General features: G+C 70.9%; 20 protein-coding genes and 1 tRNA gene. 17 read left to right on the top strand and 4 right to left on the bottom strand.

Annotated elements, in window-relative coordinates:
• Positions 1-11: 11 nt before the first annotated feature.
• Positions 12-3,776 carry a multifunctional oxoglutarate decarboxylase/oxoglutarate dehydrogenase thiamine pyrophosphate-binding subunit/dihydrolipoyllysine-residue succinyltransferase subunit gene (locus AC3ANS_RS15015; protein ID WP_488292387.1) on the bottom strand — a complete coding sequence of 1,255 codons (3,765 nt, stop codon included), beginning with the start codon at positions 3,774-3,776 and terminating at the stop codon, positions 12-14.
• A 174-nt stretch (positions 3,777-3,950) separates the two neighbouring features.
• Between AC3ANS_RS15015 and AC3ANS_RS15010 the strand changes: the two genes are divergently transcribed.
• Both AC3ANS_RS15010 and AC3ANS_RS15005 read left to right on the top strand, forming a co-directional pair.
• The gene (locus tag AC3ANS_RS15010) at positions 3,951-4,541 is read left to right on the top strand and encodes a hypothetical protein (RefSeq protein WP_488292386.1); all 591 of its coding nucleotides are present in this window, start codon (positions 3,951-3,953) and stop codon (positions 4,539-4,541) included.
• Entirely contained in the window at positions 4,541-5,446 is a 906-nt protein-coding gene (locus AC3ANS_RS15005) for an LCP family protein (RefSeq protein WP_488292385.1), read from the top strand. Before AC3ANS_RS15010 ends, AC3ANS_RS15005 begins: the two co-directional genes overlap by 1 nt.
• Positions 5,447-5,500: 54 nt before the next feature.
• On the opposite strand, the gene AC3ANS_RS15000 is transcribed toward AC3ANS_RS15005, so the two are convergent.
• The 3 genes from AC3ANS_RS15000 to AC3ANS_RS14990 all read right to left on the bottom strand — a co-directional run bounded on the left by AC3ANS_RS15000 (position 5,501) and on the right by AC3ANS_RS14990 (position 9,642).
• Positions 5,501-6,874 (bottom strand): hypothetical protein, encoded by a 1,374-nt coding sequence (locus tag AC3ANS_RS15000; RefSeq protein WP_488292384.1) that lies wholly within the window; start codon positions 6,872-6,874, stop codon positions 5,501-5,503.
• A gap of 497 nt (positions 6,875-7,371) precedes the next feature.
• Positions 7,372-8,616, bottom strand: coding sequence for an HNH endonuclease signature motif containing protein (locus tag AC3ANS_RS14995; protein ID WP_488292383.1), 1,245 nt, complete (start codon positions 8,614-8,616; stop codon positions 7,372-7,374).
• A gap of 953 nt (positions 8,617-9,569) precedes the next feature.
• Positions 9,570-9,642, bottom strand: a tRNA-Arg gene (locus AC3ANS_RS14990).
• A 129-nt stretch (positions 9,643-9,771) separates the two neighbouring features.
• Between AC3ANS_RS14990 and argS the strand changes: the two genes are divergently transcribed.
• From argS to AC3ANS_RS14915, 15 genes are all read left to right on the top strand, one after another.
• Positions 9,772-11,436 carry an arginine--tRNA ligase gene (gene argS, locus AC3ANS_RS14985; protein WP_488292382.1) on the top strand — a complete coding sequence of 555 codons (1,665 nt, stop codon included), beginning with the start codon at positions 9,772-9,774 and terminating at the stop codon, positions 11,434-11,436.
• Between the two features lie 10 nt (positions 11,437-11,446).
• The gene (lysA, locus tag AC3ANS_RS14980; RefSeq protein ID WP_488292381.1) at positions 11,447-12,868 is read left to right on the top strand and encodes a diaminopimelate decarboxylase; all 1,422 of its coding nucleotides are present in this window, start codon (positions 11,447-11,449) and stop codon (positions 12,866-12,868) included.
• Positions 12,861-14,174: a homoserine dehydrogenase gene (locus AC3ANS_RS14975; protein WP_488292380.1), complete on the top strand. Its 1,314-nt coding sequence runs from the start codon at positions 12,861-12,863 to the stop codon at positions 14,172-14,174. The genes lysA and AC3ANS_RS14975 overlap by 8 nt, the downstream gene beginning before the upstream one ends.
• The gene (gene thrC / locus AC3ANS_RS14970) at positions 14,171-15,268 is read left to right on the top strand and encodes a threonine synthase (protein WP_488292379.1); all 1,098 of its coding nucleotides are present in this window, start codon (positions 14,171-14,173) and stop codon (positions 15,266-15,268) included. The genes AC3ANS_RS14975 and thrC overlap by 4 nt, the downstream gene beginning before the upstream one ends.
• A gap of 9 nt (positions 15,269-15,277) precedes the next feature.
• Entirely contained in the window at positions 15,278-16,177 is a 900-nt protein-coding gene (gene thrB, locus AC3ANS_RS14965; RefSeq protein ID WP_488292378.1) for a homoserine kinase, read from the top strand.
• Positions 16,178-16,446: 269 nt separating this feature from the next.
• Positions 16,447-18,627, top strand: coding sequence for a transcription termination factor Rho (gene rho, locus AC3ANS_RS14960; protein ID WP_488292377.1), 2,181 nt, complete (start codon positions 16,447-16,449; stop codon positions 18,625-18,627).
• 93 nt (positions 18,628-18,720) lie between these two features.
• Positions 18,721-19,092 carry a response regulator transcription factor gene (locus AC3ANS_RS14955; RefSeq protein ID WP_488292376.1) on the top strand — a complete coding sequence of 124 codons (372 nt, stop codon included), beginning with the start codon at positions 18,721-18,723 and terminating at the stop codon, positions 19,090-19,092.
• 350 nt (positions 19,093-19,442) lie between these two features.
• The gene (locus AC3ANS_RS14950) at positions 19,443-21,098 is read left to right on the top strand and encodes a sensor histidine kinase (RefSeq protein ID WP_488292375.1); all 1,656 of its coding nucleotides are present in this window, start codon (positions 19,443-19,445) and stop codon (positions 21,096-21,098) included.
• 232 nt (positions 21,099-21,330) lie between these two features.
• Positions 21,331-21,552: a 50S ribosomal protein L31 gene (rpmE, locus tag AC3ANS_RS14945; RefSeq protein ID WP_488292374.1), complete on the top strand. Its 222-nt coding sequence runs from the start codon at positions 21,331-21,333 to the stop codon at positions 21,550-21,552.
• 105 nt (positions 21,553-21,657) lie between these two features.
• Complete coding sequence (prfA, locus tag AC3ANS_RS14940; protein ID WP_488292373.1) at positions 21,658-22,734, top strand: peptide chain release factor 1; 1,077 nt, start codon at positions 21,658-21,660, stop codon at positions 22,732-22,734.
• Entirely contained in the window at positions 22,731-23,573 is an 843-nt protein-coding gene (gene prmC / locus AC3ANS_RS14935; RefSeq protein WP_488292372.1) for a peptide chain release factor N(5)-glutamine methyltransferase, read from the top strand. The genes prfA and prmC overlap by 4 nt, the downstream gene beginning before the upstream one ends.
• 19 nt (positions 23,574-23,592) lie before the next feature.
• Positions 23,593-24,252, top strand: a complete 660-nt coding sequence (locus tag AC3ANS_RS14930) for an L-threonylcarbamoyladenylate synthase (RefSeq protein ID WP_488292371.1) — start codon at positions 23,593-23,595, stop codon at positions 24,250-24,252.
• A gap of 12 nt (positions 24,253-24,264) precedes the next feature.
• Positions 24,265-25,428 (top strand): glycosyltransferase family 4 protein, encoded by a 1,164-nt coding sequence (locus tag AC3ANS_RS14925; RefSeq protein WP_488292370.1) that lies wholly within the window; start codon positions 24,265-24,267, stop codon positions 25,426-25,428.
• 121 nt (positions 25,429-25,549) lie between these two features.
• Positions 25,550-26,023, top strand: coding sequence for a hypothetical protein (locus AC3ANS_RS14920; protein WP_488292369.1), 474 nt, complete (start codon positions 25,550-25,552; stop codon positions 26,021-26,023).
• Positions 26,024-26,053: 30 nt separating this feature from the next.
• Positions 26,054-26,290, top strand: coding sequence for an AtpZ/AtpI family protein (locus AC3ANS_RS14915; RefSeq protein WP_488292368.1), 237 nt, complete (start codon positions 26,054-26,056; stop codon positions 26,288-26,290).

Below are 26,290 nucleotides of genomic sequence, written 5' to 3'. Positions count from 1 at the left end.
GCGCGTCCCAGCTAGGCAAACGCCCGCGCGATGAGGTCCTTCTGCTCCTCGGTGTGGCGCTTGACCGTGCCGACCGCGGGGGAGGAGGACTCGGGCCGCGAGATCAGCTCGACCTGGGCGTCCACGTGCGGCCAGACGTTGAGCTGGTAGTGCGGCCACGGGCCCATGTTCGCCGGCTCGTCCTGCACCCAGCGCACCGCCTTGAGCTTCGGGAAGCGGGCGATCTCCTCGCGGATCTCCGACTCCGGGCGCGGGTAGAGCTGCTCGACCCGCGCGATCGCGAAGCGCTCGCCGTCCTCGCGCTTGGCCCGCTCGACCATCAGGTCCCAGGTGACCCGGCCCGAGCACAGGAGCAGGGTGTCCACCTGGTCGGCGTCGGCACGCTCGTCGGTGACGAACGGGCGGAACGTCCCCGAGGTGAAGTCGGCCGGCTGCGAGGCGGCCTCCTTGCGCTTGAGCATCGACTTCGGGGTGAAGACGACCATCGGGCGGTGCTCCTCGCCGAGCGAGTGCTGGCGGAGCAGGTGGAAGTACGACGCCGGCGTCGAGGGCTGGGCGACCACGAACGCCTCGTCGGCGGCCATCGTCAAGAACCGCTCGATCCGGGCCGAGGAGTGGTCCGCGCCCTGTCCCTCGTAGCCGTGGGGGAGCAGCAGCACGACGCCGGACTGCTGGCGCCACTTGCTCTCACCGGAGCTGATGAACTCGTCGATCACCGTCTGTGCGCCGTTGACGAAGTCGCCGAACTGCGCCTCCCACAGCACCAGCGCCTCGGGGCGGGCCACGGAGTAGCCGTACTCGAAGCCGAGCGCGGCGTACTCGGAGAGCAGCGAGTCGTAGAGGTAGAACTTCGCCTGGTCCTCGGTGAGCGACGTGAGCGGCGTCCACTCATCAGCGTTGACCCGGTCGATGATCGTGCCGAAGCGCGAGACGAACGTGCCGCGGCGCGAGTCCTGCCCGGCCAGCCGTACCGGGCGACCGTCCATCAGCAGCGAGCCGAAGGCCAGGATCTCGCCGGTGCCCCAGTCGATCGGGCCGTCGGCGATCGCGGCGGAGCGGCGCTGCAGCTGCGGCATCACCTTGGGGTGGACCGTGAAGCCCTCGGGCGGGGTGACGTAGGCGTCCGCGATCCGCTTGAGGACCTCCGGTCCGACCGCGGTCTTGGTCTCGCCGGCCGGCTTGTCCGGGTAGTCGGGCACCGTGGTCCACTCCGACGGCTGCGAGCTCGCCTCGCGGACCTCGGTGAAGACCCGCTCCAGCTGCTGCTGGTAGTCGCGCAGGACCTGCTCGGCCTCCTCGATCGTGATGTCGCCACGGCCGATGAGGGACTCGGTGTAGAGCTTGCGGACCGAGCGCTTCTGCTCGATCAGGTCGTACATCAGGGGCTGGGTGTACGACGGGTCGTCGCCCTCGTTGTGACCGCGGCGGCGGTAGCAGACGAGGTCGATGACGACGTCCTTCTTGAACGCCTGGCGGTACTCGAACGCGAGCCGCGCGACCCGGATGCAGGCCTCGGGGTCGTCACCGTTGACGTGGAAGATCGGCGCCTGCACCATCCGCGCCACATCGGTGCAGTAGAGCGAGGAGCGCGACGAGCCGGGCGAGGTGGTGAAGCCGACCTGGTTGTTGACGACCAGGTGGATGGTGCCGCCGGTGCGGTAGCCGCGCAGCTGGGAGAGGTTCAGCGTCTCCGCGACCACGCCCTGGCCGGCGAACGCCGCGTCGCCGTGGACCAGCAGCGGGAGCACGGGGTACGCCGCGCCCCGGTTGAGCACGTCCTGCTTGGCGCGGGCGATGCCCTCCAGCACCGGGTCGACGGCCTCGAGGTGGGAGGGGTTCGCGGCGACCGAGACCTTGATCCGGTCCTTCGAACCCGCCTCGAACACGCCCTCGGCGCCGAGGTGGTACTTCACGTCACCGGATCCCTGCACGGTCCGCGGGTCGATGTTGCCCTCGAACTCACGGAAGATCTGGGAGTACTTCTTGCCGACGATGTTCGCAAGCACGTTGAGCCGGCCGCGGTGGGCCATGCCGATCGTGACCTCGTCGAGGGCAGCCTCGGCGGCCGCCTCGCAGATCTCGTCGATCACCGGGATCGTGGTCTCGCCGCCCTCGAGCGAGAACCGCTTCTGCCCGACGAACTTCGTCTGCAGGAAGGTCTCGAACGCCTCGGCCTGGTTGAGCTTGAGCAGGATCCGCAGCTGCTCCTCGCGGGGCGGCTTGGTGTGCGGCTGCTCGACACGCTCCTGGATCCAGCGGCGCTGCTCGGGATCCATGATGTGCATGTACTCGATGCCGGTGGTGCGGCAGTAGGAGTCGCGCAGGATGCCGAGGATGTGGCGCAGCTTCATGAACCGCCGGCCCTCACCACCGAACGAGCCGGTCGCGAACTCGCGGTCGAGGTCCCACAGCGTCAGGCCGTGCGACTCCACCTCGAGATCGGGGTGGCTGCGCTGGCGGTACTCCAGCGGGTCGGTGTCGGCCATCATGTGGCCGCGCACCCGGTAGGCATGGATCAGCTCCAGGATCCGGGCCTGCTTGCTGATCTCGTCGTCGTGGCTGGTGGAGATGTCGTGCGCCCAGCGGATCGGCTCGTAGGGGATCCGCAGCGACCGGAAGATCTCGTCGTAGAAGTCGTCCTGCCCCAGCAGCAGCTGGTGCACCCGCTTGAGGAACTCACCGGACTGGGCGCCCTGGATGACGCGGTGGTCGTACGTCGAGGTCAGCGTCATGACCTTGCTGATCGCGTTGCGGGCGATCGCGTCCTCCGAGGCGCCCTGCCACTCGGGCGGGTACTCCATCGCGCCGACGCCGATGATCGCGCCCTGGCCCTTCATCAGCCGCGGGACGGAGTGGCTGGTGCCGATCCCCCCGGGGTTGGTCAGGCTGATCGTGGTGCCCTGGAAGTCCTCGACGGTCAGCTTGTTGTCGCGGGCCTTGCGCACGATCTCCTCGTACGCCGTCCAGAACGCCGCGAAGTCCATCGTCTCGGCGGCCTTGATGCTCGGCACGAGCAGCTGCCGGCTGCCGTCGGGCTTGGAGACGTCGATCGCGAGACCGAGGTTGATGTGTGCGGGGGTGATCAGGTTGGGCTTGCCGTCGACGGTGTCGAAGCCGACGTTCATCTCCGGCATCGACTTGACCGCCTTGACCAGCGCGTAGCCGATCAGGTGCGTGAAGGACACCTTGCCGCCGCGGGCCCGGGCGAGGTGGTTGTTGATCACCGTGCGGTTGTCCCAAAGCAGCTTGACCGGGACGGAGCGGACCGAGGTCGCGGTCGGCACGCTCAGCGAGGCGTCCATGTTCTGAGCCGTCCGCGCCGGGGCCCCGCGCAGCACGGTGTAGGTCGGCTGGTCGCTGGCGGGCGCGGGGGCAGCCGGCCGGGACTCCTTGGGCACCGGGTTGGTGGTGCCCTTGGCGGGCTCGGCGGCCTTCGCGCTGGGCCGGGGCTTGGCCACCGGCGCCGGGGCCGGCTTCTCGGCAGCCTGCTCAGCGGTCGCTGCCGCGGGCTTCTCGGCGGGCTTCTCGGCGGGCGCGGCAGGTGGCTTCGCCGCGCGGGCGGGCGCCTGCTCCGTCGCGGTCTGCGGCGCGCCGTTCGTGGCGCCGTTGGCGCCGTTCTTGGCCTGGAAGTACGCGACCCACGTCGCGTCGACGCTCTCCGGATCCCGTTGGTACTGGTCGAACATCTCCTCGACGAGCCACTCGTTGGCTCCGAAGTCGGCCCCCTCGAGCTGGGTGGAGGGAACATCGGGATGACTGCCTGGGGACTGCGGCACGGGTAGTTTCGCCTCTTCCGGTGCGTGCGCGGGGGAGTAGTTCAGTCCTCAAGGCTAGTCCCCCGCACCAGCAAATGCAGACTGTCTCAGTGGCATTTCGGCGTGGTGTGCGTCGAGCCACATCGCGGTCGCGGACACTGCCGTTCGACGGCACCTCAGGGAGGGGCGTGAGCCATGACCACATCCGTACGACGAGCCTACGTGGCGGCACTTGCCGGGCTGGTGGTCGCCCTCGGCGCGACCGCTTGCACCGGGGGCGACAACCCCGACGAGCCCGGCGCCGCGCCGAGCTCTCCGAGCGGGTCCGCGGCACCTGCGTTCGAGACCGTGACGGTCTTCGGCAAGATCACCGGCCGGCTGCCGAAGCAGGCGCGCGAGCGACTCGCCGACGAGGTCGGCGCGGTCGTCGACGGCTGGACCCAGGCGGCGTACCTCGGCGGTGACTACCCCCGGAACGACTTCTCCGACTCCTGGCCCGGCTTCACCGCCGGCGCCCAGCAGGAGGCTCGGCAGGACCGGGCCTTGATGAGCAACGAGGACATCGGTGACCGGATCGACGGCGTCGAGGCCCGCGCCAGCCGGGTGCGGATCGACGTCCTGGCCGTGCACCAGCGCGCGGTCGGGGTGACCGCCCACGTGCTGCTCGGGTTCCGGACCACGGGTGACGTCGAGCGCGTCGTGCACGTCGAGGGTCGCCTCTATCTCACCCACACCGATCGCGGCTGGCGAGTGTTCGGCTACGACGTCACCAAGGGAGCCGTGTGATGAGCCGCTCGCGCAAGATCGTCCGACTCGCGACCATCGGCCTGGTGCTGGCGGTGTTCGGGATGGTCGTCCCGGCCTCGGCGGTGAAGAGCACCGACGTCGCGCTGGTGAAGGTGGACCGTGCCGACGGGGTGGACCTGACGCCCGACGTGGTGTGGATCCTCGCGGTCGGCTCCGACGCCCGACCCGGCGAGGACATGACCCACAGCCGCGGCGACGCGCTGCAGCTGATCGGCATGAACACCCGCACGGGCGCGGCCGCCGCGATCGGAGTGCCCCGCGACTCGTGGGTCTCGATCCCCGGCCACGGCTACGAGAAGATCAATGCCTCGCTCTACTTCGGTGGCCCGCAGCTGCTCGGCCAGACCGTCGGCAACCTCGTGGGGATCCAGCCGGACTACGTCTTCGTCACCCGGTTCAAGTTCTTCCAGGCGATGATCAATGACATCGGCGGCGTCGACGTGGTCAACCCGATCGCGTTCGACGACACCTACCTCAAGCCCGAGGGCTTCCCAAAGGGCCGCATCCACCTCGGTGGGTACGACGCGATGGCGTTCTCACGGATCCGGCACAACCTGCTCCGCGGCGACTTCGACCGTTCGGCCAACCAGCAGCGGGTGCTCCGCGGCATCCAGGCGAAGGTGCGCGACCGCGCCCCCGTCCCCGGGTTCATCGAGCACGGCGTGCTGTCGGTGATGGAGCACCTCTACACCGACCTGTCACCCGCCGAGCTGTTCAAGCTCGCCCAGGCCGTGGCGCACGTGGACCCACACAAGGTCACGACCTGTGTCGTCCAGGGCGGCATCGGGAGCATCGGCGGCGCGAGCGTGGTCCTGCCGTACGTCGACATGGCGCGCCGGCTCGGCGACGAGGCCCGCAACGACGCGACGATCGAGCACTGCTGATCTGGTGACCAGCAGCGCCCGATCGTCGGCGTCAGGTGAGGATCAGTCCGGTGATCAGTTGGGGATGATGTGCGCGCCGGCCCAGCCGAGCTCGAGGATCGAGCCGCCGGGGATCAGCCCGGGCAGGGTCAGCCGGAGGGCCTTGACCTCGGCGCCAGTCCAGTTCTGCTTGACCACCCGGTACTGCAGGATGTTGCCGTTGCCGAGGTCGAGCGTGTCGCCCGCCTTGGGCAGGGCGACCTCCTTGCCGTTGAGCAGGATCTTGGCCAGGCTCGTGGAGATGTTCCGGTTGACCTTCGTCGTGCCCGCGGGCTTGCGCAGGTCGACCCGGGAGTTGATGCCGTCGATGACCAGGCCGAGGCTCGGGATCTCCAGGGAGCCGATCTTGCTGGACACGAACCCGCGGCCCGAGCCGTTGGCGTTCTGGTCACCCATGAGGGCGTACTCGATGCCGGTCAGGTTGACCAGGCCGCCGAGGACCCGAGCGTCGGCGAGCTTGTGGGTGCGGACCTTGCCGTTGGTGCCGGAGCAGCCGATGGCCTGCTCCTGGAGGCCACCGAGGTTGAGCAGGTCGTTGCCGCCGAACATCAGCAGGCCCATGGCACGCGACTGGAACACGCCCGCGGGGACCGGCTCGGAGATCGCCGTACGGGCCCGGCCCAGCGTCACAACGGTGTCGTGACCGGTGGCGTTGACCAGCAGCCGCAGCGCGTAGGTCTCCGACGCGGCGCCGTGGGCGCTGGCGTAGCCGGACTTCACCCCGCCGAGGCCGATGCTGCCCAGGCCCGGGATCTCGATGGTGTTGCCGGTGACCTGGGTGAGCAGGTTGATGACCTGGGTGACGATGTCGCCGGTGGCCGACCCGAGGATGTCGAGGAGGTCCTGGAGCTGCTGGGGGATCTGCGCGGGGAGGTTCTCGATGCGCAGGCCGTCGAACGAGAAGGTCTCCTTGTGGCCGAAGGTGCCGTCCGCCTTGCGGAACGAGTCGGCCACGGAGGTGAGGCCCTTGAGTGAGACCGTCGGCGTCTGGACGCCCTGGAACACACCGCCGAGTGCGAGGTCGCCGATCGTGCTGACGCCGCGGACGCCGTTCACGCCGTCCTCGAGGTAGGTCTCGGTGTGGCTGGAAGCCGCAGAGACCTTGATCAGCTCGTTGTCCGGGAGCGACAGCGTCGAGTTCTTCAGCACGTCGCGGCCGGCGTACCGGGTGCAGCGCTGCTGGGCGAACGCCTCCTTGGCGTTGCGCACCTCGACGCCGTCGATGAGCACCTTGGTGCCGTAGACGGTCGCCTTGTAGCCGAGGTTCGTCTTGACCAGTCGGGCCTCGCGTGAGCTCGTGCCCGCTTCTGCTGGTGCACTGGTGACGAGGCCACCGGTGAGGCCGGCGGCGCACACCGTGAGGGTCGCGATCGTCCTCTTGAGGGACATGTTCACTTCGTGTCCTGCTTTCGTTGCCGGAGTCGCGGCGTCCTCCCGTCGGCCGCGGCTGCTGGTCCCATGTCGGTGGTCCCGAGAGCTGTGTGGCGATGATTGTGCGGGCGCGATGGGGCCCATGGGGAGGGGCGGCGACGAGAAAGCAGCCGCCGGTCAAGACCAATCGGGCGCATTTCGTCCGGGTGCGTAACCCCAGGTCAGATGGGCCGTTTGCATCGCTCCGACCCGTCACATCGGGCATTCCGCGGACCGATCTCCGACGATGACGGGCGGGTCGGCGACCGGCCGGTGCACGGAGCATCGACCTGCCGGCGCCGCCCGTCAACCCGCAACCAGATGTCGCTGCCGATCGCGCGTGTGGTTCCGCTTCTTGGTTTTCGAGGAGGCGTGGTGGCGGTCCGCGGTGGTCGCCGCGGCATGGTTACGGCGCGCGCGGACGTTGCGGACGCGTGGGGGCCCGGGTGCTGTGGTTGCGGTCGCGGCGGTATGGCTCACTTGCGCCGCGTGAACCTGACTTTCCCGTTGGGGAGGTAGGTGGTGTCGTAGTCGGGGTCGTGCGCCCGCGCGTGGTGGTGGGGGCAGTAGAGCCGGGCGTGTTTGAGGTCGGTGACCCCGCCGGATGCCCAGGGTGGGTCGTGGTGGGTGTGGCAGCCGCCGGGTGGGGTGTCGCAGTCGTCGGAGGTGCAGCCGCCGTCGCGGATGCCGAGGGCGATCCTTTGGGCTTTGGTGTGGAAGCGGCGGGTGCGGCCGAGGTCGAGGACTTCGGAGGTGCCGCTGAGGACGGCGGGGATGATCCCTGCTTCGCAGGCGAGCCGGCGGGCTTGGCCGGGGGAGATCACGGCGCCGGTGTCGAGGACCCCGGGCTTGAGGCCGTCGGTGAGGGTCTCGACCGGGATGGTCACGACGACGGTGGCGGACACGCCGCCGGCGTGGGGGAGCTTGTCGGCGGGGTAACGCTCGATCAGCTCGACGAAAGCCTGGCCCATCCGTTCCGGGCTGGGCTTGCGTTCCCCGAGGTGGCCCTCGACCGCGGCGCGGTGTTTGGGGGCCGCGATCGCGAGGAGCTGCTTGCGGAGCATCTGCCCCTGGACGGTGGGCAACGCGAAGGTGCCGCGGGTGATGCCGTCGGGGTCGTCGTGCATCGTCAGGCGGGTGGCCTGGGCGGCGACCCGTTCCTCGGCCTGCAACAGCTTGGCCTGGTGGGCGTCGGCTGCTTCGGGGTCGATGACGTGCAACAGACCCTTGCCGAGGTGGCGTAGCGCGATGGCGTCGAAGTGGGCTGCCTGCCCGACGAGATGCGCCTCGGCCTGTTGCACCAGCCCGGGGTCGACGTGGTCGGGGAGATCCTCGACCGCGCGGATGATCACCCGGGCCTGGTCGACCAGCAGGTCCCCAATCTTCAGCGCGTCGTGGACGACCGGGTGGTGCTCGAGACCAGCAGCCAGGCGGGTCTTGCGGTGGGCCTCGGTCCTTGTCATGCGGGTGGCGTGGGCCCACCAGTTCGCCACCGACGTCGCGCCGACCTGCTCCGCCACGCCGACAGCGCCGGCGTGCGACGCGACCCGGGCTTCGAGCTCCGCGATACGAGAAGCAGCGCGGGTGATCTCGGTCAGCGTGTGGGCGGTCTCGTCGGTGCCCATGGACCACAACGACGTATCGGAGATGTCGTCGAGGAGGGCGTGGAGATCGGTGACGGCGCGGCTGACCCGGTGTGAAGGGTGTGCTTGTGCGGTCATCGCCACTCCCGAGATGAAGTCGTGGCGACAGTCTACCGAACAGGTGTTCGAGTTGTCAAGGAGCAGAATTCGACTCGTTCCGGCGGGGTGGTTTCGAGGCTCGGGCCTGGCGGCCCTCGCGCCTCAACCACCGTGCTGCGAGGCGGCGGTCCGAAGGTCGGGAGGGGGCCGTGACCGCGGCGGACCTGTCCCGCTTTGCTGCCAACGACGGCGACCCCCGACGACCTGAAGCCGACCTACACATCGACGCGGGCGCTTGGGCTGCGGTGGTTTCGAGGCTCGCTTCGCTCGCACCTCAACCACCGGATCCGCGGTGGGGAGGCGGCGGTCAGGGAGCCGGGGGCAGGCGGCGGTCGGCGCGCGCCGTAGCCGTTTTGCTGCCGACGACGGCGACCACAGGCGACCTGAGACCGACGTACATCTCGACGCGGGCGCTTGGGCTGCGGTGGTTTCGAGGCTCGCTTCGCTCGCACCTCAACCACCGGATCCGCGGTGGGGAGGCGGCGGCCGGACAGCCGGGAGGCAACGGTGGTCGGCGCGCGCCGTACTCGCTTTGCTGACCGACGACGGCGACCACAGGCGACCTGAGGCCGACGTACATCTCGACGCGGGCGCTTGGGCTGCGGTGGTTTCGAGGCTCGCTTCGCTCGCACCTCAACCACCGGATCCGCGGTGGGGAGGCGGCGGTCAGGGAGCCGGGGGCAGGCGGCGACCGAGCGCGCGCCGTAGCGGTTTTGCTGACCGACGACGGCGACCACAGGCGACCTGAGACCGACGTACATCTCGACGCGGGCGCTTGGGCTGCGGTGGTTTCGAGGCTCGCTTCGCTCGCACCTCGACCACCGTCGGTCTGTGCTCGCACTCGACCGCTGTCGGGCTGAGGGCATCTGACGGACTCGACCGGCGGTGTGACGACCGGGGTCGTCGGGCGCTGAGGCCCGGAAGAAATGAAGCGCCCCCGGCAGGATTCGAACCTGCGGCACCTGGTACCGGAAACCAGTGCTCTATCCCCTGAGCTACGGAGGCAACACCCCGCACTGCGAGGCTGCGCCGTCACCCTACAACTGACTCGCGACCGACGCGCAATCGCATCGACCGCGTCCCAAGGCGGATATCGATGCAGAGGCAGAGGCCGGGCGCCGATACCCTGGGACGGTGACTCCTGAGCAGCTCTCCACCGCGATCGTCGACGTCCTGACGACGCTGTCCACCGAGGGTGCGATCACCCTCCCGGACGGCGTCCCGACGAATGTCAAGGTGGACCGTCCGCGATCCAAGGAGCACGGCAACTACGCCACCAACATCGCGCTCCAGCTCGCGAAGCCGGCCGGCACGAATCCGCGCGACCTCGCCGCGCTGCTCCAGGAGCGGCTCGCACAGGTCGAGGGCATCGCGGGCGTGGACATCGCAGGCCCGGGATTCCTCAACATCACGGTGGCAGCGGACGCCCAGGGCGCCGTGGCCGCCCAGATCGTCGACGCCGGCACGGCGTACGGCTCGACGAACACCTTCGCCGGCGAGAAGATCAACCTCGAGTTCGTGTCCGCGAACCCCACCGGCCCGATCCACATCGGCGGCGTGCGCTGGGCGGCCGTGGGTGACGCGCTGGGCCGGATCTTCGAGAAGGCCGGGGCCGAGGTCACCCGCGAGTACTACTTCAACGACCACGGGGTGCAGCTGGACCGCTTCAGCGGGTCGCTCCTCGCCGCCGCGAAGGGCGAGCCCACGCCCGAGGACGGGTACGGCGGCCAGTACATCCAGGACATCGCCGCGGCCGTCGTGGCGAAGCGCCCCGACGTGCTCGACCTGCCGGCCGAGGAGGCTCAGGAGGTCTTCCGGTCCGAGGGCGTCGAGATGATGTTCACCGAGATCAAGAAGAGCCTGCACGAGTTCGGCGTCGACTTCGACGTGTACTTCCACGAGGACGACCTGCACAGCAGCGGTGCCGTCGAGCGCGCGATCGCCCGGCTGACCGAGATGGGCAACACCTACGAGCAGGACGGCGCGCTCTGGCTCGCCACCGAGAAGTACGGCGACGACAAGGACCGGGTGATCATCCGCTCCGACGGCCACGGGTCCTACCTGTCGGGCGACCTCGCCTACTACCTCGACAAGCGGGAGCGCGGCTTCGACCGCTGCCTGATCATGCTCGGCGCCGACCACCACGGCTACGTCGGCCGGATGATGGCCATGTGCGCGGCGTTCGGTGACGAGCCGGGCAAGAACCTCGAGATCCTCATCGGGCAGATGGTCAACCTGCTGCGCGAGGGCCAGCCGATGCGGATGTCGAAGCGGGCGGGCACCGTCGTGACCATCGACGACCTCGTCGACGCCATCGGCAACGACGCCGCGCGCTACGCGCTCGCGCGTTACAGCTCGGACTCCAACATCGACCTCGACCTGGACCTGTGGGCCAAGCAGTCCAACGACAACCCGGTCTTCTACGTCCAGTACGCCCACGCCCGGGTCTGCTCGATCCTGCGCAACGCCGGCGACCTCGGCATCGCCTGGTCCACCGCGGACTTCGAGCCTGCGCTCCTCTCGCACGAGAAGGAGGGCGAGCTGCTCCGATCGCTGGCCGACTTCCCGCGGGTCGTCGCCAGTGCCGCCGAGCTGCGCGAGCCCCACCGGGTGGCGCGCTACCTCGAGGACATGGCCGGCGTCTACCACCGGTTCTACGACAACTGCCGGGTGCTGCCGATGGGCGACGAGGAGGCCGGTGACCTGCACCGGGCGCGCCTGGTCCTCGTCGCGGCCACCCGCACCGTCCTGGCCAACGGCCTCCATCTGCTCGGGGTGTCCGCGCCCGAGCGCATGTGAGGCTGGCTCGATGAGCACGACCCACGAGGCCGGCTGGGCGCACGCGCCCGGCGGGTTGCGCGGACCAGCGTGGCTGCGCCCGCCCATTGACCCCGACGCGCTCGTCCCCCACCTGTGGTCGCTCACCGCCCACAAGGTCGACGGCGAGCTGCACGTCGGCGGCATGTCGGTGCCCGACCTGGTCGCGAACGTCAACACCCCGGCGTACGTGCTCGACGAGGCCGACTTCCGCTCTCGGGCCGCGACGTTCCGCAAGGCGTTCGCGGCGTACGACGTCTACTACGCCGGCAAGGCGTTCCTCTGCACCGAGGTCGCCCGGTGGGTGCAGCAGGAGGGGCTCAGCCTCGACGTGTGCTCCAACGGTGAGCTGACGGTCGCGCTGCGCGCCGGGTTCGACCCCGCGCGGATCGGCTACCACGGCAACAACAAGACCGTCACCGAGCTGCGCCGCGCGCTGGCCGCCGGGGTCGGCCGCATCATCGTCGACTCCTTCGACGAGATCGATCGGCTCGAGATGATCACCGCCGACGGCGAGATGCGCGCCAGGGTCATGATCCGTGTGACCGCGGGCGTCGAGGCCCACACCCACGAGTACATCGCGACCGCCCACGAGGACCAGAAGTTCGGGTTCTCGATCACCTCGGGCGACGCCTTCGAGGCCGTACGCCGGGCCGAGGCGGCCCCGGGCATCGACCTCCTCGGCCTGCACTCCCACATCGGCAGCCAGATCTTCGACTCCTCCGGGTTCGAGGTCGCGGCCCGCCGGGTGCTGGCGCTCCAGGCGCGGGTGTCCGACGAGCTGGGGGTCACCCTCCCCGAGATGGACCTCGGCGGTGGCTTCGGCATCGCGTACACGACCCAGGACGACCCGGCCGACCCGGCGCAGCTGGCGACCGAGATGAGCAAGATCGTCGAGCACGAGTGCCGGGCGCTCGGCATCCCCGAGCCGCGGCTGTCGATCGAGCCGGGCCGGGCGATCGTCGGGCCCTCGATGTGCACGGTCTACACGGTCGGCACCGTCAAGGAGGTCCGTCTCGACGGCGGCGCCGTCCGCACCTACGTCTCGGTCGACGGCGGCATGAGCGACAACATCCGCACCGCGCTCTACGACGCCGACTACTCCTGCACGCTGGCCTCGCGCCCCTCGAGCGGCGGATCGGTGCTCGCGCGGGTGGTCGGCAAGCACTGCGAGGCCGGCGACATCGTGGTCAAGGACGAGTTCCTGCCCGCCGACGTGCGGCCCGGCGACCTGGTCGCGGTGCCCGGCACCGGCGCCTACTGCCGTTCGATGGCCTCCAACTACAACCACGCCCTCCGGCCGCCGGTGGTCGCGGTGCGGGACGGGGTCGCGCGCGTGCTGGTTCGCCGCGAGACTGAGGACGACCTGTTGGCGACGGACATGGGTGATGCAGGGTGGGTGCAGGGTGAGTGAGGGCGAGAAGCCACTCAAGGTGGCGGTGCTCGGCTGCGGCTCGGTGGGCTCGCAGGTCGTGCGGCTGCTCGGCGAGCAGGCCGACGACCTCGCGGCCCGCGTGGGCGCACCCGTCGAGCTGGTCGGCGTCGCCGTACGCCGCCTCGACGCGCAGCGCGAGGTCGAGGTGCCCGAGGGGCTGCTCACGACCGACGCCATGGGTCTGGTCACCCGGCCCGACGTCGACGTGGTCGTCGAGGTGGTCGGCGGCATCGAGCCGGCCCGCTCGCTGATCCTCGCCGCGCTCGACAGCGGTGCCTCGGTCGTGACCGCCAACAAGGCGCTGCTCGCCGAGGACGGCCCGACGCTGTTCGAGGCCGCCGAGAAGGTCGGCCGCGACCTCTACTACGAGGCCGCCGTCGCCGGCGCCATCCCGATCCTGCGCCCCCTGCGCGAGTCGCTCGCGGGCGACCGGGTGACCCGGGTCCTCGGCATCGTCAACGGCACCACCAACTTCATCCTGGACCGGATGGACACCTCCGGGGCCGGCTTCGCCGAGGCGCTCGAGGAGGCCCAGGAGCTCGGGTACGCCGAGGCCGACCCGACCGCCGACGTCGAGGGCTTCGACGCCGCCGCGAAGGCCGCGATCCTGGCGTCGCTGGCGTTCCACTCCCGCGTCACCGCCTCCGACGTGCACCGTGAGGGCATCGCCGAGGTGACCGCGGCCGACGTCGAGTCCGCCCGCGAGATGGGCTGCGTCGTCAAGCTGCTCGCGATCTGTGAGCTCCGCGAGACCGACGACGGACAGAGCGCGGTCGCGGTGCGCGTGCACCCGGCGATGATCCCGCGCAGCCACCCGCTGGCATCGGTGCGCGAAGCCTTCAACGCGGTCTTCGTCGAGTCCGAGGCTGCCGGCCAGCTGATGTTCTACGGCCCCGGCGCCGGTGGGGCGCCGACCGCCTCCGCGGTGCTCGGCGACCTGGTCACGGTGGCCCGCAACCGCCTGGCCGGCACCCGCGGCGTGGGGGAGTCGGCGTACGCCGACCGGGCCGTGCTGCCGATGGGTGAGACCGTCACCCGCTACCACGTGGCGATCGACGTCGACGACCGCGCCGGCGTGCTCGCGTCGGTCGCGACCGCGTTCGCCGAGCACGGCGTCTCGATCCAGACCGTCCGCCAGGAGGGCCGAGGCGCCGACGCCCAGCTCGTCGTCGTCTCGCACGAGTCGACCGACGCCGCCCTGAGTGCGACCGTCGAGCACCTGCGCGGGATGGACATCGTGCGTGAGGTGACGTCCGTGATGCGTGTCGAGGGAGCAACCGAGTGAACCCGCAAGGCTTCGTGCCCACCCGCCAGTGGCGCGGCGTGATCGAGGAGTACCGCCCGCTGCTGCAGATCCCCGACGGCACCCCGGCGGTGACGCTGCGTGAGGGCGGCACCCCGCTGGTGAGCTCGGAGTGGCTCTCCGGCCTCACCGGCGCCCAGGTCTGGCTCAAGGTCGAGGGCGACAACCCCACCGGGTCGTTCAAGGACCGGGGGATGACCGCCGCGATCTCTGTCGCCAAGCACGAGGGCGCCGAGGCCGTGGTCTGTGCCTCGACCGGCAACACGTCGGCCTCGATGGCCGCGTACGCCGCGAAGGCCGGTCTCAAGCCGCTGGTGCTGGTCCCCGAGGGCAAGATCGCGGCCGGCAAGATGGCCCAGGCGATCCTGCACGGCGCCCAGGTGATCATGGTGCGCGGCAACTTCGACGACTGCCTCGGCCTGGCCAAGGCGCTGGCCTGGGACTACCCGGTCGCTCTGGTCAACTCCGTCAACCCGGTCCGGCTCGAGGGCCAGAAGACCGCGGCCTTCGAGATCGTGGACTTCCTCGGCGACGCGCCCGACTACCACCTCCTGCCGGTGGGCAACGCGGGCAACATCTCGGCGTACTGGCTCGGCTACACGCAGTACGCCGACTGGGGCCTGGCCACGCGCAAGCCCGTGATGCGCGGCTTCCAGGCGGAGGGCGCGGCACCGCTGGTCACCGGTGAGCCGTTCCCTGACCCCGAGACCCGCGCCACTGCGATCCGGATCGGCAACCCCGCCTCGTGGAAGCTCGCCGAGGCGGCGCGCGACGAGTCCGGCGGCCGGTTCGCGGCCGTCAGTGACCAGCAGATCCTCGCCGCCCAGCGTGATCTCGCCAGCCGGGACGGCGTGTTCGTCGAGCCGGGCTCGGCAGCCGGGATCGCCGGGCTGCTCCAGGAGCTCGCTGCGGGAGAGGACTACCGCGGCAGCACCATGGTGATCACGGTGACCGGTCACGGCCTCAAGGACACCGCGACCGCGCTCGAGGGCTTCACCGAGAGCGGCGGGAGCATCGTCGACACGGTGATCGACACCGACGTGACCGCCGCGGCCCAGGCCGCGGGCCTGGCCTAGCGCGACACCGTGGTGAACTTCGTCGACGGCCCGGTCCGGGTCTCGGTCCCGGCTACGTCCGCCAACCTGGGTCCCGGCTTCGACTCGCTCGGCCTGGCCCTGGCGATGCGCGACGAGCTCGAGGCGGAGGTGACGTCCTCGGGCCTCACCGTGGAGGTGACCGGCGCCGGCGCGGGCGACGTACCCCTCGACGCCAACCACCTCGTGGTGCGCGCGATGCACGCGGCGTTCGACCGCCTGGGCGTGCGCCCGCCCGGCCTGCGACTGTCCTGCCACAACGTGATCCCGCATGCGCGCGGCCTGGGTTCGTCCTCGGCGGCCATCGTGGCCGGCGTGGTGCTCGCCCGGGGTCTGGTCGCCGGCGGGGCGCTCCTGGTCGACGACGAGTCGTTGTTCGCCCTGGCGGCCCGGATGGAGGGACATCCCGACAACGTCGCACCGGCGTTCTACGGCGGCTTCGTGATCTCGGGCTACGAGGACGGCTTCTTCGCGGTGCCCTCGCCGGTCGACCCCCGCGTCGAGGTCGTCGTGTTCGTGCCGCCGGACCCCGTGTCCACGGAGGTCGCGCGCGGACTCCTGCCGGGCCACGTGCCGCACGCCGACGCAGCGGCCGACGCGGGCCGGACGGCCCTGCTCGTGGCCGCCCTGGCCGGGCAGCCGGAGCAGCTGCTGCGCGCCACCCGCGACTACCTCCACCAGGACTACCGCCGGCCCGCGATGCCCGGCTCGCTGGCCCTCGTCGACGCGCTGCGCGCCGACGGCGTCGCGGCGACCGTGTCGGGCGCCGGCCCGACCGTGCTCGCCTTCACCGACGCGGTCGGCGCCGGCGAGCTCGCGTCGCGGTGCCCGGAGGGCTGGGTGGCGCACCAGCTCCCGGTCGACCGCGAGGGCGCCCGGATCGCCCGGTAGTGCGTCCCCGTCCGCCCGTGGTGCCCGATGTCACACCCGGTCCTCGCGGTGGTATGTTGACCGGGCGCCGGAGCTCTTCGGCGTAGCACCCGCCGATTCCCCTGACGGCGCATCGGCACCGTGCACCTCTTCCTCCCGCCTGCCGACCCCGGCTGTGCATGCCCGTTCGGATGCGCCTCCCGCGGTGAGCTCGGTCGGAACGGGGAAGCAATGACCAGACGCCACCGGCCACCGGACCGGTCGGCACTGATACGTGCGAAGGACCTCACGTGACCGAGACCATCGACTCCAGCACCTCCTCGTCGGGCGCATCGGGCTCATCGGAGGACGCGACCGGACAGGCCCCGGCGTCGGCGAAGAAGCGTGGTGGTGGGCTCAGCTCGATGCTGTTGGCCGACCTCAAGTCGATGGCCGGCGGCCTGGGCATCCCGGGTGCGGGCTCGATGAAGAAGGCCCAGCTCGTCGAGGCGATCAAGGCCCGGCAGGGCGGCGGCCGCACCGCGCAGCCGGAGCAGACGGCCGGCCAGGAACGGACCGCGCGCCAGGACCGCCAGCCCGAGCAGGAGCGGCAGCCCGAGCAGGACCGCCCGGAGGGCCGGCAGCGGGAGCGCAGCCGGGACCGCGGGCAGGAGCGGGCGGCCCAGGCGCGGGCAACGGAGTCTGCTCAGCAGGAGCTGCCCGTCGGCCAGGACGCCCAGCAGGAGCAGTCCCGCCCGGAACGGAGCCAGCCGGAGCGCTCCCGCCAGCGCAAGCAGGACCAGGACCAGCAGGGCCAGGACCAGCAGGACAAGCAGGGCCAGGACCAGCAGGGCCAGGACAGACGCGGCCAGGACAAGCAGGACCGGTCCCAGCAGGAGCAGGGGCGCCAGGGCCGCCAGGGCCAGGCGAAGCAGGACCAGGGCAAGCAGGAGCAGGGCAAGCAGGGCCAGGGCAAGCAGGACCAGGGCAAGCAGGGCCAGGACAAGCAGGGCCAGGACAAGCAGGGCCAGGACAAGCAGGGCCAGAACAACCAGAACCGGCAGGGCCAGGACAAGCAGGGTCAAGGCCGGCAGGACCAGGACGGTTCCGACCAGAGCCGACGGGACCAGAACCGGCAGGACCAGAGCCGGCAGGACCAGAACCGGCAGGACCAGAACCGGCAGGACCAGAACCGGCAGGACCAGAACGAGCAGGACCAGCAGGACGGCGAGCAGGGCGAGGGCAGTCGCCGCAACCGGCGCCGCCGGGGCCGCGACCGGGAGCGGACCGGGCGCCCGGCAGCGACCGGCCAGCGCAACGAGCCCGACACCACGATCCTCGAGGACGACGTGCTGGTGCCGGCCGCCGGCATCCTCGACGTGCTCGACAACTACGCGTTCGTGCGGACCAGTGGCTACCTGCCCGGCGCCGACGACGTCTACGTCTCCCTGTCGATGGTGCGCAAGTTCGGCCTGCGGCGCGGTGACGCGCTCGTGGGACAGGTGCGCCAGCCCCGCGAGGGCGAGCGCAAGGAGAAGTTCAACCCGATGGTCCGCATCGACAGCGTCAACGGCGCCGACCCCGAGATCGCCAAGGGCCGGGTGGAGTTCGCAAAGCTGACCCCGCTCTACCCGACCGAGCGGCTGCGGCTCGAGACCGACCCGGCGAACCTCATCGGGCGCGTCATCGACATCGCGGCGCCGATCGGCAAGGGCCAGCGCGGTCTGATCGTGTCCCCGGCCAAGGCCGGCAAGACCATGATCATGCAGTCCATCGCCAACTCCATCACCACCAACAACCCCGAGTGCCACCTGATGGTCGTGCTGGTCGACGAGCGGCCCGAGGAGGTCACCGACTTCGAGCGCTCGGTCAAGGGAGAGGTCATCTCCTCGACGTTCGACCGGCCCGCCGGTGACCACACGATGGTCGCCGAGCTCGCGATCGAGCGCGCCAAGCGGCTCGTCGAGCTCGGCCACGATGTCGTCGTCCTCCTCGACGGCATCACCCGCCTGGGCCGCGCCTACAACCTCGCGGCACCCGCGAGCGGCCGGATCCTGTCCGGTGGGGTCGACTCCGCTGCGCTCTACCCGCCGAAGAAGTTCTTCGGTGCCGCCCGCAACATCGAGAACGGCGGGTCGCTGACGATCCTGGCGACCGCGCTGATCGAGAGCGGCTCGAAGATGGACGAGGTGATCTTCGAGGAGTTCAAGGGCACCGGCAACATGGAGATCCGGCTGCGCCGCGACTTCGCCGACAAGCGACTCTTCCCGGCGATCGACGCGGTCCAGTCCGGCACCCGTCGCGAGGAGCTCCTCATGGGCAAGGAGGAGCTCGCGATCGTGTGGAAGCTGCGCCGGGTGCTCTCCAGCCTGGACGGCCAGCAGGCTCTCGAGCTGCTGCTGGAGCGGCTGAAGAAGTCGCAGACCAACATCGAGTTCCTGATGCAGGTCCAGAAGACGACGCCGACCGCGTCCGGCGTCCGCGAGGACTAGAACTCGCCGGAAACCGCTGCAACACCGTCTACGCTCGCACCGAGCGCGACGCCCGATAGGCTGCACACGCACCTGCCAAGGAAGGGGACCTGAGTGGCTCGGATCCTGGTCGCTGACGACGACGTCGACATCCGCGAGCTCGTCGAGTTCAAGCTCTCGACGCTGGGTCACGACGTCGTGGCCGTCTCCGACGGGGCGGCGGCCATCGAGGCCTGTCAGGCCCAGCGCCCCGACCTCGCGGTCCTCGACGTGATGATGCCCGGCGTCTCCGGGCTGGACGCGATCCGGGCGATCCGCGCCGACCCCGCGCTGGCCGACCTGCCCGTGATCCTGCTGACCGCGCGGGCTCAGGAGTCGGACGTCGAGACCGGCTTCGACTCCGGTGCGGACGACTACATCACCAAGCCGTTCAGCCCCCGTGAGCTCGCCTCGCGGGTGCAGGCGCTCCTCACCCGCACGGTCTGAACCCGCTCGGGCCAATCCCGCCCGCGGTGACCCCGCTCGGCGATATCCTCCGGACTGGGGTGCGTGGGGCACTTCCGGGCGCGTGCGTCCGTGGGGCACGTGTGGGGTGTGGTCGAGCCATGAGGGTGCGAGTCATCCAAGGCTGTGCGTCTCGTGCCTCGTGCGCGGACGAAGCGTTGCGAGTACGTGCATGAGCGAGCGCAGCGAGCGAATCATCCAAGACAGGGCCTCGGGTGCCTCATGCGCGCACGGAGCGAAGCGAGTACGTGCATGAGCGAGCGCAGCGAGCGAATCATCCAAGACAGGGCCTCGGGTGCCTCATGCGCGCACGGAGCGAAGCGAGTACGTGCATGAGCTCAGGGCGTCCGGTCGCGCGGCTGGTCCAGCCGATCGTCGTGCGGCTCGCCGCGATGGCGGCGCTGATGGCCGTGATCGCGGTGACCGGGGTGCTGCTCTCGACGACGGCCGTCAACCGCCTCACCGACGACCTGCAACCGGCGGCCGCCGCCAACCAGGACATCTACCAGGACCTCACCGACATGTCCGCGGCCGTCGAGTCCTGGACGGCGTCGGGCCAGCAGGCGGCGTCCGACCGGTTCGCCCAGGCACTGGTGCGGTTCCCGGCTGACGAGCAGAAGGTCCGCCGGTACGCCGCCGGCGACGACGAGCTCGAGCTGCTCGTGGTCCGTCAGGAGCGTGCCGCCCAGGCATGGATCGAGAAGTACGCACAGCCGGTGATGAAGGGTCCGGGCGGTGAGCGTCCGGCCGCCGCCCAGGTCCGCACGGGCAACACGGCGTTCGACGCGGTCCGCAGCGCCCACCAGGAGACCTCGCAGGCCTTCGGCAGCCGCGTGCGGCAGGCCCGGACGGATGCGGCGTTCCGCCTCAAGGGGACCGTGCTCGCGGTCGTGCTGCTGGCCGCCGCGGCGTGGTACGTGATCTCCCGCGCCCGGCAGCGGCTGCTGCGTGAGCTCTCCGCCCCGCTGCTCGCGCTCGAGACCGTCGTCCAGCGGATGGCCAAGCAGGACCACGAGGCGCGTGCTCAGGAGCAGGGGCCCAAGGAGGTCCGCGCGGTCGCGGCCGCGCTCAACGAGTTCGCCGAGGCCCAGGTGCGGGCCCAGGCGGTCGAGAGCCGGATCCAGGGTGAGCTGCGCAGCCTCGACACCGCCCGCGACGACTTCGTCTCCAACGTCTCCCACGAGCTGCGCACCCCGCTGACCACGATCAGCGGCTACCTCGAGCTGGTCGCCGAGGAGTTCGAGGACCAGATGGAGCCCCGCCACGAGCGGATGCTCGAGGCGACCCGCCGCAACGTGGACCGCCTCAAGGCGCTCATCGACGACCTGCTCGCGCTCTCGCGCGCCGAGGGTCGTGGCAGTGAGATGGAGCCCGTCGACCTGGGCCTGCTGGTCCGCGAGGCCGTGACCGACGTACGCCTCACCGCCGCGCGGCGCGGCATCCACGTCACGGTGTCGATGCCCGACCACGTCGTGCCCGTCCGCGCCGACCGGGCGATGCTGCACCGGGCGTTCCTCAACGTGCTCACCAACGCGGTGAAGTTCAGCCACGACGAGGGTGAGGTCGAGGTGACCGTGACGGTCCGGGCCCGGCAGGTCGAGGTCGCGGTCACCGACCACGGCATCGGCATCCCCGCCGCGGAGATCGACCGCCTCGGCACGCGGTTCTTCCGGGCGTCCAACGCCGTCACCAACGAGATCGCCGGCACCGGGCTCGGCCTGCGGATCATGCAGACGATCGTCGACCGGCACTCCGGTGATGTGGTCATCGACTCCCGCGAGGGTGAGGGCACCACGGTCGCCGTCCGGCTGCGGCTCCACGGGGACGGCGTGCCACCGCCCCTGCCCCACGAGATCGTCGAGGCCGAGGTGGAAGCGGCCGCGATCGCGGCGGAGGAGGCAGCGCCGGTCACCCTCCGGGCCGTGTCCGACGAGCCCCTCGTCGACGGTCTGCCGCGGATCGTCCCCGCGTTCCCACGGAGAAGCTGAGCGGAGACGCGTCAGCGGATCCGCTGATGGTGGTCGCCCTTCGAGACGCCTCGTCCCTCGGCTCCTCAGGAACCGCGCCGCGCGACTGAGGCACGAAGTCGTGACCGGCGTGTCGAGACCAGGGGAACAACGCCGATTACCACGACGTTGGGACCCATGACACAATCGTGTGCTGGCTCCGGTTCACGGCTCTCGTAGGGAGAGGCGACCCGGCGGCCCAAGAGAGGACACCATGAAGAAGGACATCCACCCGGCGTACGTCGAGACCCAGGTGACCTGCACCTGTGGCGCGTCGTTCACCACCCGCAGCACCGCGACCTCCGGCGCGATCCACGCCGACGTCTGCTCGCAGTGCCACCCGTTCTACACCGGCAAGCAGAAGATCCTCGACACCGGTGGCCGCGTCGCCCGCTTCGAGGCGCGCTACGCCAAGAAGGCTGCTGCCACCAAGTAGCTTCTGCCAGGCGCCGGTCTCCCCGCTCAACGCGGGGGACCGGCGCTTGTGTCGTCTCCGGGGTCGCGATCGTGACCCGTGTGCTCCACGAGGTGAAGGAAGCAGATGTTCGAGGCCGTTGAAGGGATGCTCGCCGAGCACGCCGCGCTCGAGCAGCGGCTCGGTGCGCCCGAGACGCATGCGGACGCACGGCTGGCCAAGCAGCTCAACCAGCGCTACTCCGCGCTGTCGTCGATCATCGGTGCCTACCGCGACCTCCAGCGGCTCGACGACGACCTCGAGGCCGCCCGTGAGCTCGCGGACGAGGACCCTGGTTTCGCCGAGGAGGCGGAGGCCCTCGTGGGGCGGCGCCACGACGCCGAGGAGCGGCTGCGGCGACTGCTGGTGCCCCGCGACCCGACCGACGACAAGGACGCGATCCTCGAGGTGAAGTCCGGCGAGGGCGGCGAGGAGTCCGCGCTGTTCGCCGGCGACCTGCTCCGGATGTACACCCGCTATGCCGAGGCCCGCGGCTGGAAGGTCGAGATCCTCGACGCCGCCGAGTCCGACCTCGGTGGCTACAAGTCCGTCACGGTCGCCGTGAAGGCGAAGGGCAGCCCCGAACCCGGCGAGGCGCCGTACGCGCAGCTGAAGTTCGAGGGCGGCGTGCACCGCGTGCAGCGGGTACCGGTCACCGAGTCGCAGGGCCGGGTGCACACGAGTGCCGCTGGGGTGCTGGTGCTGCCCGAGGCCGACGAGCAGGTCGACGTGCAGATCGACGACAACGACCTGCGCATCGACGTCTTCCGCAGCAGCGGACCGGGCGGCCAGAGCGTCAACACCACGGACTCCGCGGTCCGCATCACCCACGTGCCCACCGGCATCGTCGTCAGCTGCCAGAACGAGAAGAGCCAGCTGCAGAACCGTGAGCAGGCGATGCGGATCCTGCGCGCCCGGCTCCTCGCCGCCGCGCAGGAGAAGGCCGACGCCGAGGCGGGGGAGGCCCGGCGCAGCCAGGTCCGCACCGTCGACCGCTCGGAGCGGATCCGGACCTACAACTACCCCGAGAACCGGATCTCCGACCACCGCACCGGCTACAAGTCCTACAACCTCGACCAGGTGCTCGACGGCGACCTCCAGCCGGTGCTGAACTCCTGCATCGACGCCGACCTCGCCGCCCGCCTCGAGGCGCTCGACCAGTGAGCCAGCGTCGCGCGGTCCTGATCGCCGCCACGCACCGGCTGCGGGAGGCCGGCGTGCCCAGCCCCGAGCACGACGCCGCGGCGTTGCTGGCCCACGTCCTGGGCACCACGCGCGCCGGGCTGGTCACCGTCGAGGACATCGCCGCCTCCGCCGTGGAGGAGTACGACGCCCTCGTGGACCGCCGCGCGGCCCGCGAGCCGCTGCAGCACCTCACGGGCACGGTCGGGTTCCGCCACGTCGAGCTCGCGGTCGGGCCGGGCGTGTTCGTCCCGCGCCCCGAGACCGAGCTGCTCGCCGGCTGGGCGGTGGAGCAGGCGGCGGCGCTGGCCGAGCCGGTGGTGGTCGACCTCTGCACCGGCTCCGGCGCGGTCGCGAAGGCGATCGCCGACGAGGTCCCCGGCGCGCGCGTGCACGCTGTCGAGCTCGACGAGGGCGCCCACCGCTGGGCCGTGCGCAACCTGGCGAGCACCACCGTCGACCTGCGCCTGGGTGACATGGCGACCGCCTTCGACGACCTGGCCGGAATCGTCGACGTCGTGACGTGCAACCCGCCGTACATCCCGCTGGAGGCCTGGGAGTCCGTGGCGCCCGAGGCGCGCGACCACGACCCGCACCTGGCGCTGTTCTCCGGCGCCGACGGCCTCGACGCCATCCGGGTCCTCGAGCGCCGCGCCGCCGAGCTGTTGCGGCCCGGGGGAGTGGTGGGCTTCGAGCACGCCGACGTGCAGGGCGAGTCGGCGCCGGCGGTGTTCGCGGCGTCCGGCTGCTGGAGCGACGTACGCGATCACGCCGACCTGGCGGGCCGCGCACGCTTCACGACCGCGCGACTGGCACGATGACGGGTGTGAGGTCCCAGCAGTGAGCGAGCGCTACCCCACCGGCACCGACGAGGAGCGCGAGGCAGCAGTCGAGGCGGCCAGCCTGGCCGTGCAGCGCGGCGAGCTGATCGTGCTGCCCACCGACACCGTGTACGGCGTGGGCGCCGACGCGTTCGACCCCGCCGCGGTCCGTGGCCTGCTCGCGGCGAAGGGCCGGGGCCGCGAGATGCCGCCGCCGGTGCTGATCAGCGCCGCGACGACACTCGACGCTCTCGCGGTCCGGGTGCCGGGCTACGCCCGCGCGCTGGTCGAGGCGTTCTGGCCGGGCCCGCTGACGCTGGTGTGCCACCAGCAGTCCTCGCTGCAGTGGGACCTCGGCGACACCCGCGGCACGGTGGCGGTGCGGATGCCCGACCACGAGGTCGCGCGCGAGATCCTCGAGCGCACCGGGCCGCTGGCGGTCAGCTCGGCCAACAAGACCGGCATGCCGGCCGCGACCGATGCCGACCAGGCGGCGGAGATGCTCGGCGAGGACGTCGCCGTGATCGTCGACGCCGGAGCGGCGCCCGGCGGCGAGGCCTCCACGATCATCGACGCGACCGGTCCCCAGGGCCGGGTGCTGAGGCGCGGAGCGCTGTCGCTGGCGCAGCTCAACGAGGTCCTCGAGCCGCTCGGCGCCACGATCACCGACGAGGGCTGAGGGCGGGGGCCCGTGCGGGAGTACCTCCTCGTCTTCCTCGTCGCCGCGGCGACGACGTACCTGCTCACGGTCATCGCCCGCGAGATCGCTCTGCGCACGGGTGCCGTCGCCAAGGTCCGCGACCGCGACGTGCACGCCGTCCCGATCCCCTACCTCGGCGGGCTGGCGATGCTCGGCGGCCTGGTCGCGGCGTACCTCGTCGCCCGCCAGTTGCCGTTCCTCTCCAAGAGCGGGGCCTTCGTCTTCCACGACGCCGGCATCGTGCTGATCGCCGGCGCCCTGATCTGCGCCGTCGGGGTCCTCGACGACCTGTTCGAGCTCGACGCGCTCACCAAGCTCGGGGGACAGGTGCTCGCGGCCGGGTTCCTGATCGCCTTCGGCATCCAGTACATCTTCTTCCCCGGCGGCGACGGGGTGCAGGTGGCGATCGACCAGTCGCAGGGCGCCCTGCTCACGGGCTTCATCGTGGTCGCGACGGTCAACGCGGTGAACTTCGTCGACGGGCTCGACGGCCTCGCCGCTGGTGTGGTCGGCGTGGGCGCCTCGGCGTTCTTCGTCTACTGCTACCAGCTCTCGAACATCAACAACGTGACGCTGGCGACGACCGGGGCGCTGCTCAGTGCCTCGCTCGCCGGCGCGTGTGCCGGCTTCCTGCCGCACAACTTCCACCCGGCGCGGCTGTTCATGGGCGACAGCGGGTCGATGCTCCTCGGGCTCGTGCTCTCCGCTAGCGCCGTCACGCTGACCGGCCAGTTCGACCCCGAACAGATCAGCGCGGGCGCCGCCGGCTCGCGGGCGAGCTTCGTGCCGACCCTGCTGCCGCTGCTGCTGCCGGTCTCGCTGCTGATCGTGCCGATGCTCGACCTGGTGATGGCGGTCGTACGCCGTACTCGCGCGGGCCGATCGCCCTTCGCGCCGGACAAGCAGCACCTGCACCACCGGCTGCTCGAGATCGGGCACTCCCACCGCCGGGCCGTGGTGATCATGTGGATGTGGGCGGCACTGGTGGCGTTCGGCACGGTCTTCATGAGCCTCTACAGCGACGACCCGTGGATGTGGATCTCGGTGTCCGCGATGGCGGTGCTCACCCTGGGCGCGACGTTCGTGCTGCCCAAGCTGCACCGTCCGGAGCGGGTCACGACGACCGGGGTCGAGCCCGTGGAGGGCGCCGGCTGAGGCTGGAACGGGCTTTGGATCGTTCCGTTTTCGGCAGCCCGGGACTTTGTGTTAACTTTCACAAGCGTCGCCGACCCAGTCGCGACGGCCCCGAAATTCGCCTCCCAGGACGGCCGCCACCATGACGACCGAGACGAACCAGCTCACCCGCAACCCGGGGTCCCGTGTGCTCCTGGGCGCGGCTGCCGGTTCGCTGGTGGCGGGCCTCGCGCTCGTCGCGGCCGGGGCTCTCGCTGGTGGCTCCGCCGCCGCGTCCGGTGCCCTCGTCGGCACCGCCCTGGTGGTGCTCGTGTTCGCCGGAGGATCCTTCGCGGTCAACGAGGTCGCGCGCCTGATGCCGGCCGCCGCCCTGCTGGTGGCGCTGCTCACCTACACCCTCCAGGTCCTCGCGATGGGCCTGGCGTTCGCCGCCATCTCGGGCTCCGGGTTGCTCGACGAGACCCTCGACCGGGACTGGCTCGCCGGCGCGGTGATCGCGGGCACGGCCGGCTGGCTCGTGCTCCAGATCGTCCTCGCCACGCACCAGCGGATCCCGGTCTACGAGCTCCGTGCGACCGCCCCCGGTCCCACGCCTGCCCAGGCGGGTGAGCGATGACCGCTCACGACTGCTATCGTCCGGGGCGCAATGAGTCGACAGGATCCGCCGCCTGGGGCTCAGGAACAACCGTCGGGGGACCCCTGGCACGCCTTCGGGTACGTCGTGTCCGGGGTCGCGCTGTACGGCTTCCTGGGGTGGTTGGCCGACCGCTGGCTCGGCACGGAGTTCCTGGTCGCAGTGGGCATCCTCTTCGGAGCGGGACTCGGCATCTACCTGACCTTCGCCCGGTTCAACCGCGCGCAGCCACACCAGCACGACACGTAG

It is taken from the genome of Nocardia sp. 149-1B (assembly GCF_057747975.1).
Note: the sequence above shows the minus strand (reverse complement) of the source record. Positions and strands in the feature narration are given on the sequence as shown.

Coding starts and splice junctions, on each gene's coding strand:
- AC3ANS_RS15010 (WP_488292386.1), top strand. CDS start 3,951: ATGACCACATCCGTACGACGAGCCTACGTGGCGGCACTTGCCGGGCTG.
- AC3ANS_RS15005 (WP_488292385.1), top strand. CDS start 4,541: ATGAGCCGCTCGCGCAAGATCGTCCGACTCGCGACCATCGGCCTGGTG.
- AC3ANS_RS15000 (WP_488292384.1), bottom strand. CDS start 6,874: ATGTCCCTCAAGAGGACGATCGCGACCCTCACGGTGTGCGCCGCCGGC.
- AC3ANS_RS14995 (WP_488292383.1), bottom strand. CDS start 8,616: ATGACCGCACAAGCACACCCTTCACACCGGGTCAGCCGCGCCGTCACC.
- lysA (WP_488292381.1), top strand. CDS start 11,447: ATGAGCACGACCCACGAGGCCGGCTGGGCGCACGCGCCCGGCGGGTTG.
- AC3ANS_RS14950 (WP_488292375.1), top strand. CDS start 19,443: ATGAGCTCAGGGCGTCCGGTCGCGCGGCTGGTCCAGCCGATCGTCGTG.
- rpmE (WP_488292374.1), top strand. CDS start 21,331: ATGAAGAAGGACATCCACCCGGCGTACGTCGAGACCCAGGTGACCTGC.
- prfA (WP_488292373.1), top strand. CDS start 21,658: ATGTTCGAGGCCGTTGAAGGGATGCTCGCCGAGCACGCCGCGCTCGAG.
- AC3ANS_RS14920 (WP_488292369.1), top strand. CDS start 25,550: ATGACGACCGAGACGAACCAGCTCACCCGCAACCCGGGGTCCCGTGTG.
- AC3ANS_RS14915 (WP_488292368.1), top strand. CDS start 26,054: ATGAGTCGACAGGATCCGCCGCCTGGGGCTCAGGAACAACCGTCGGGG.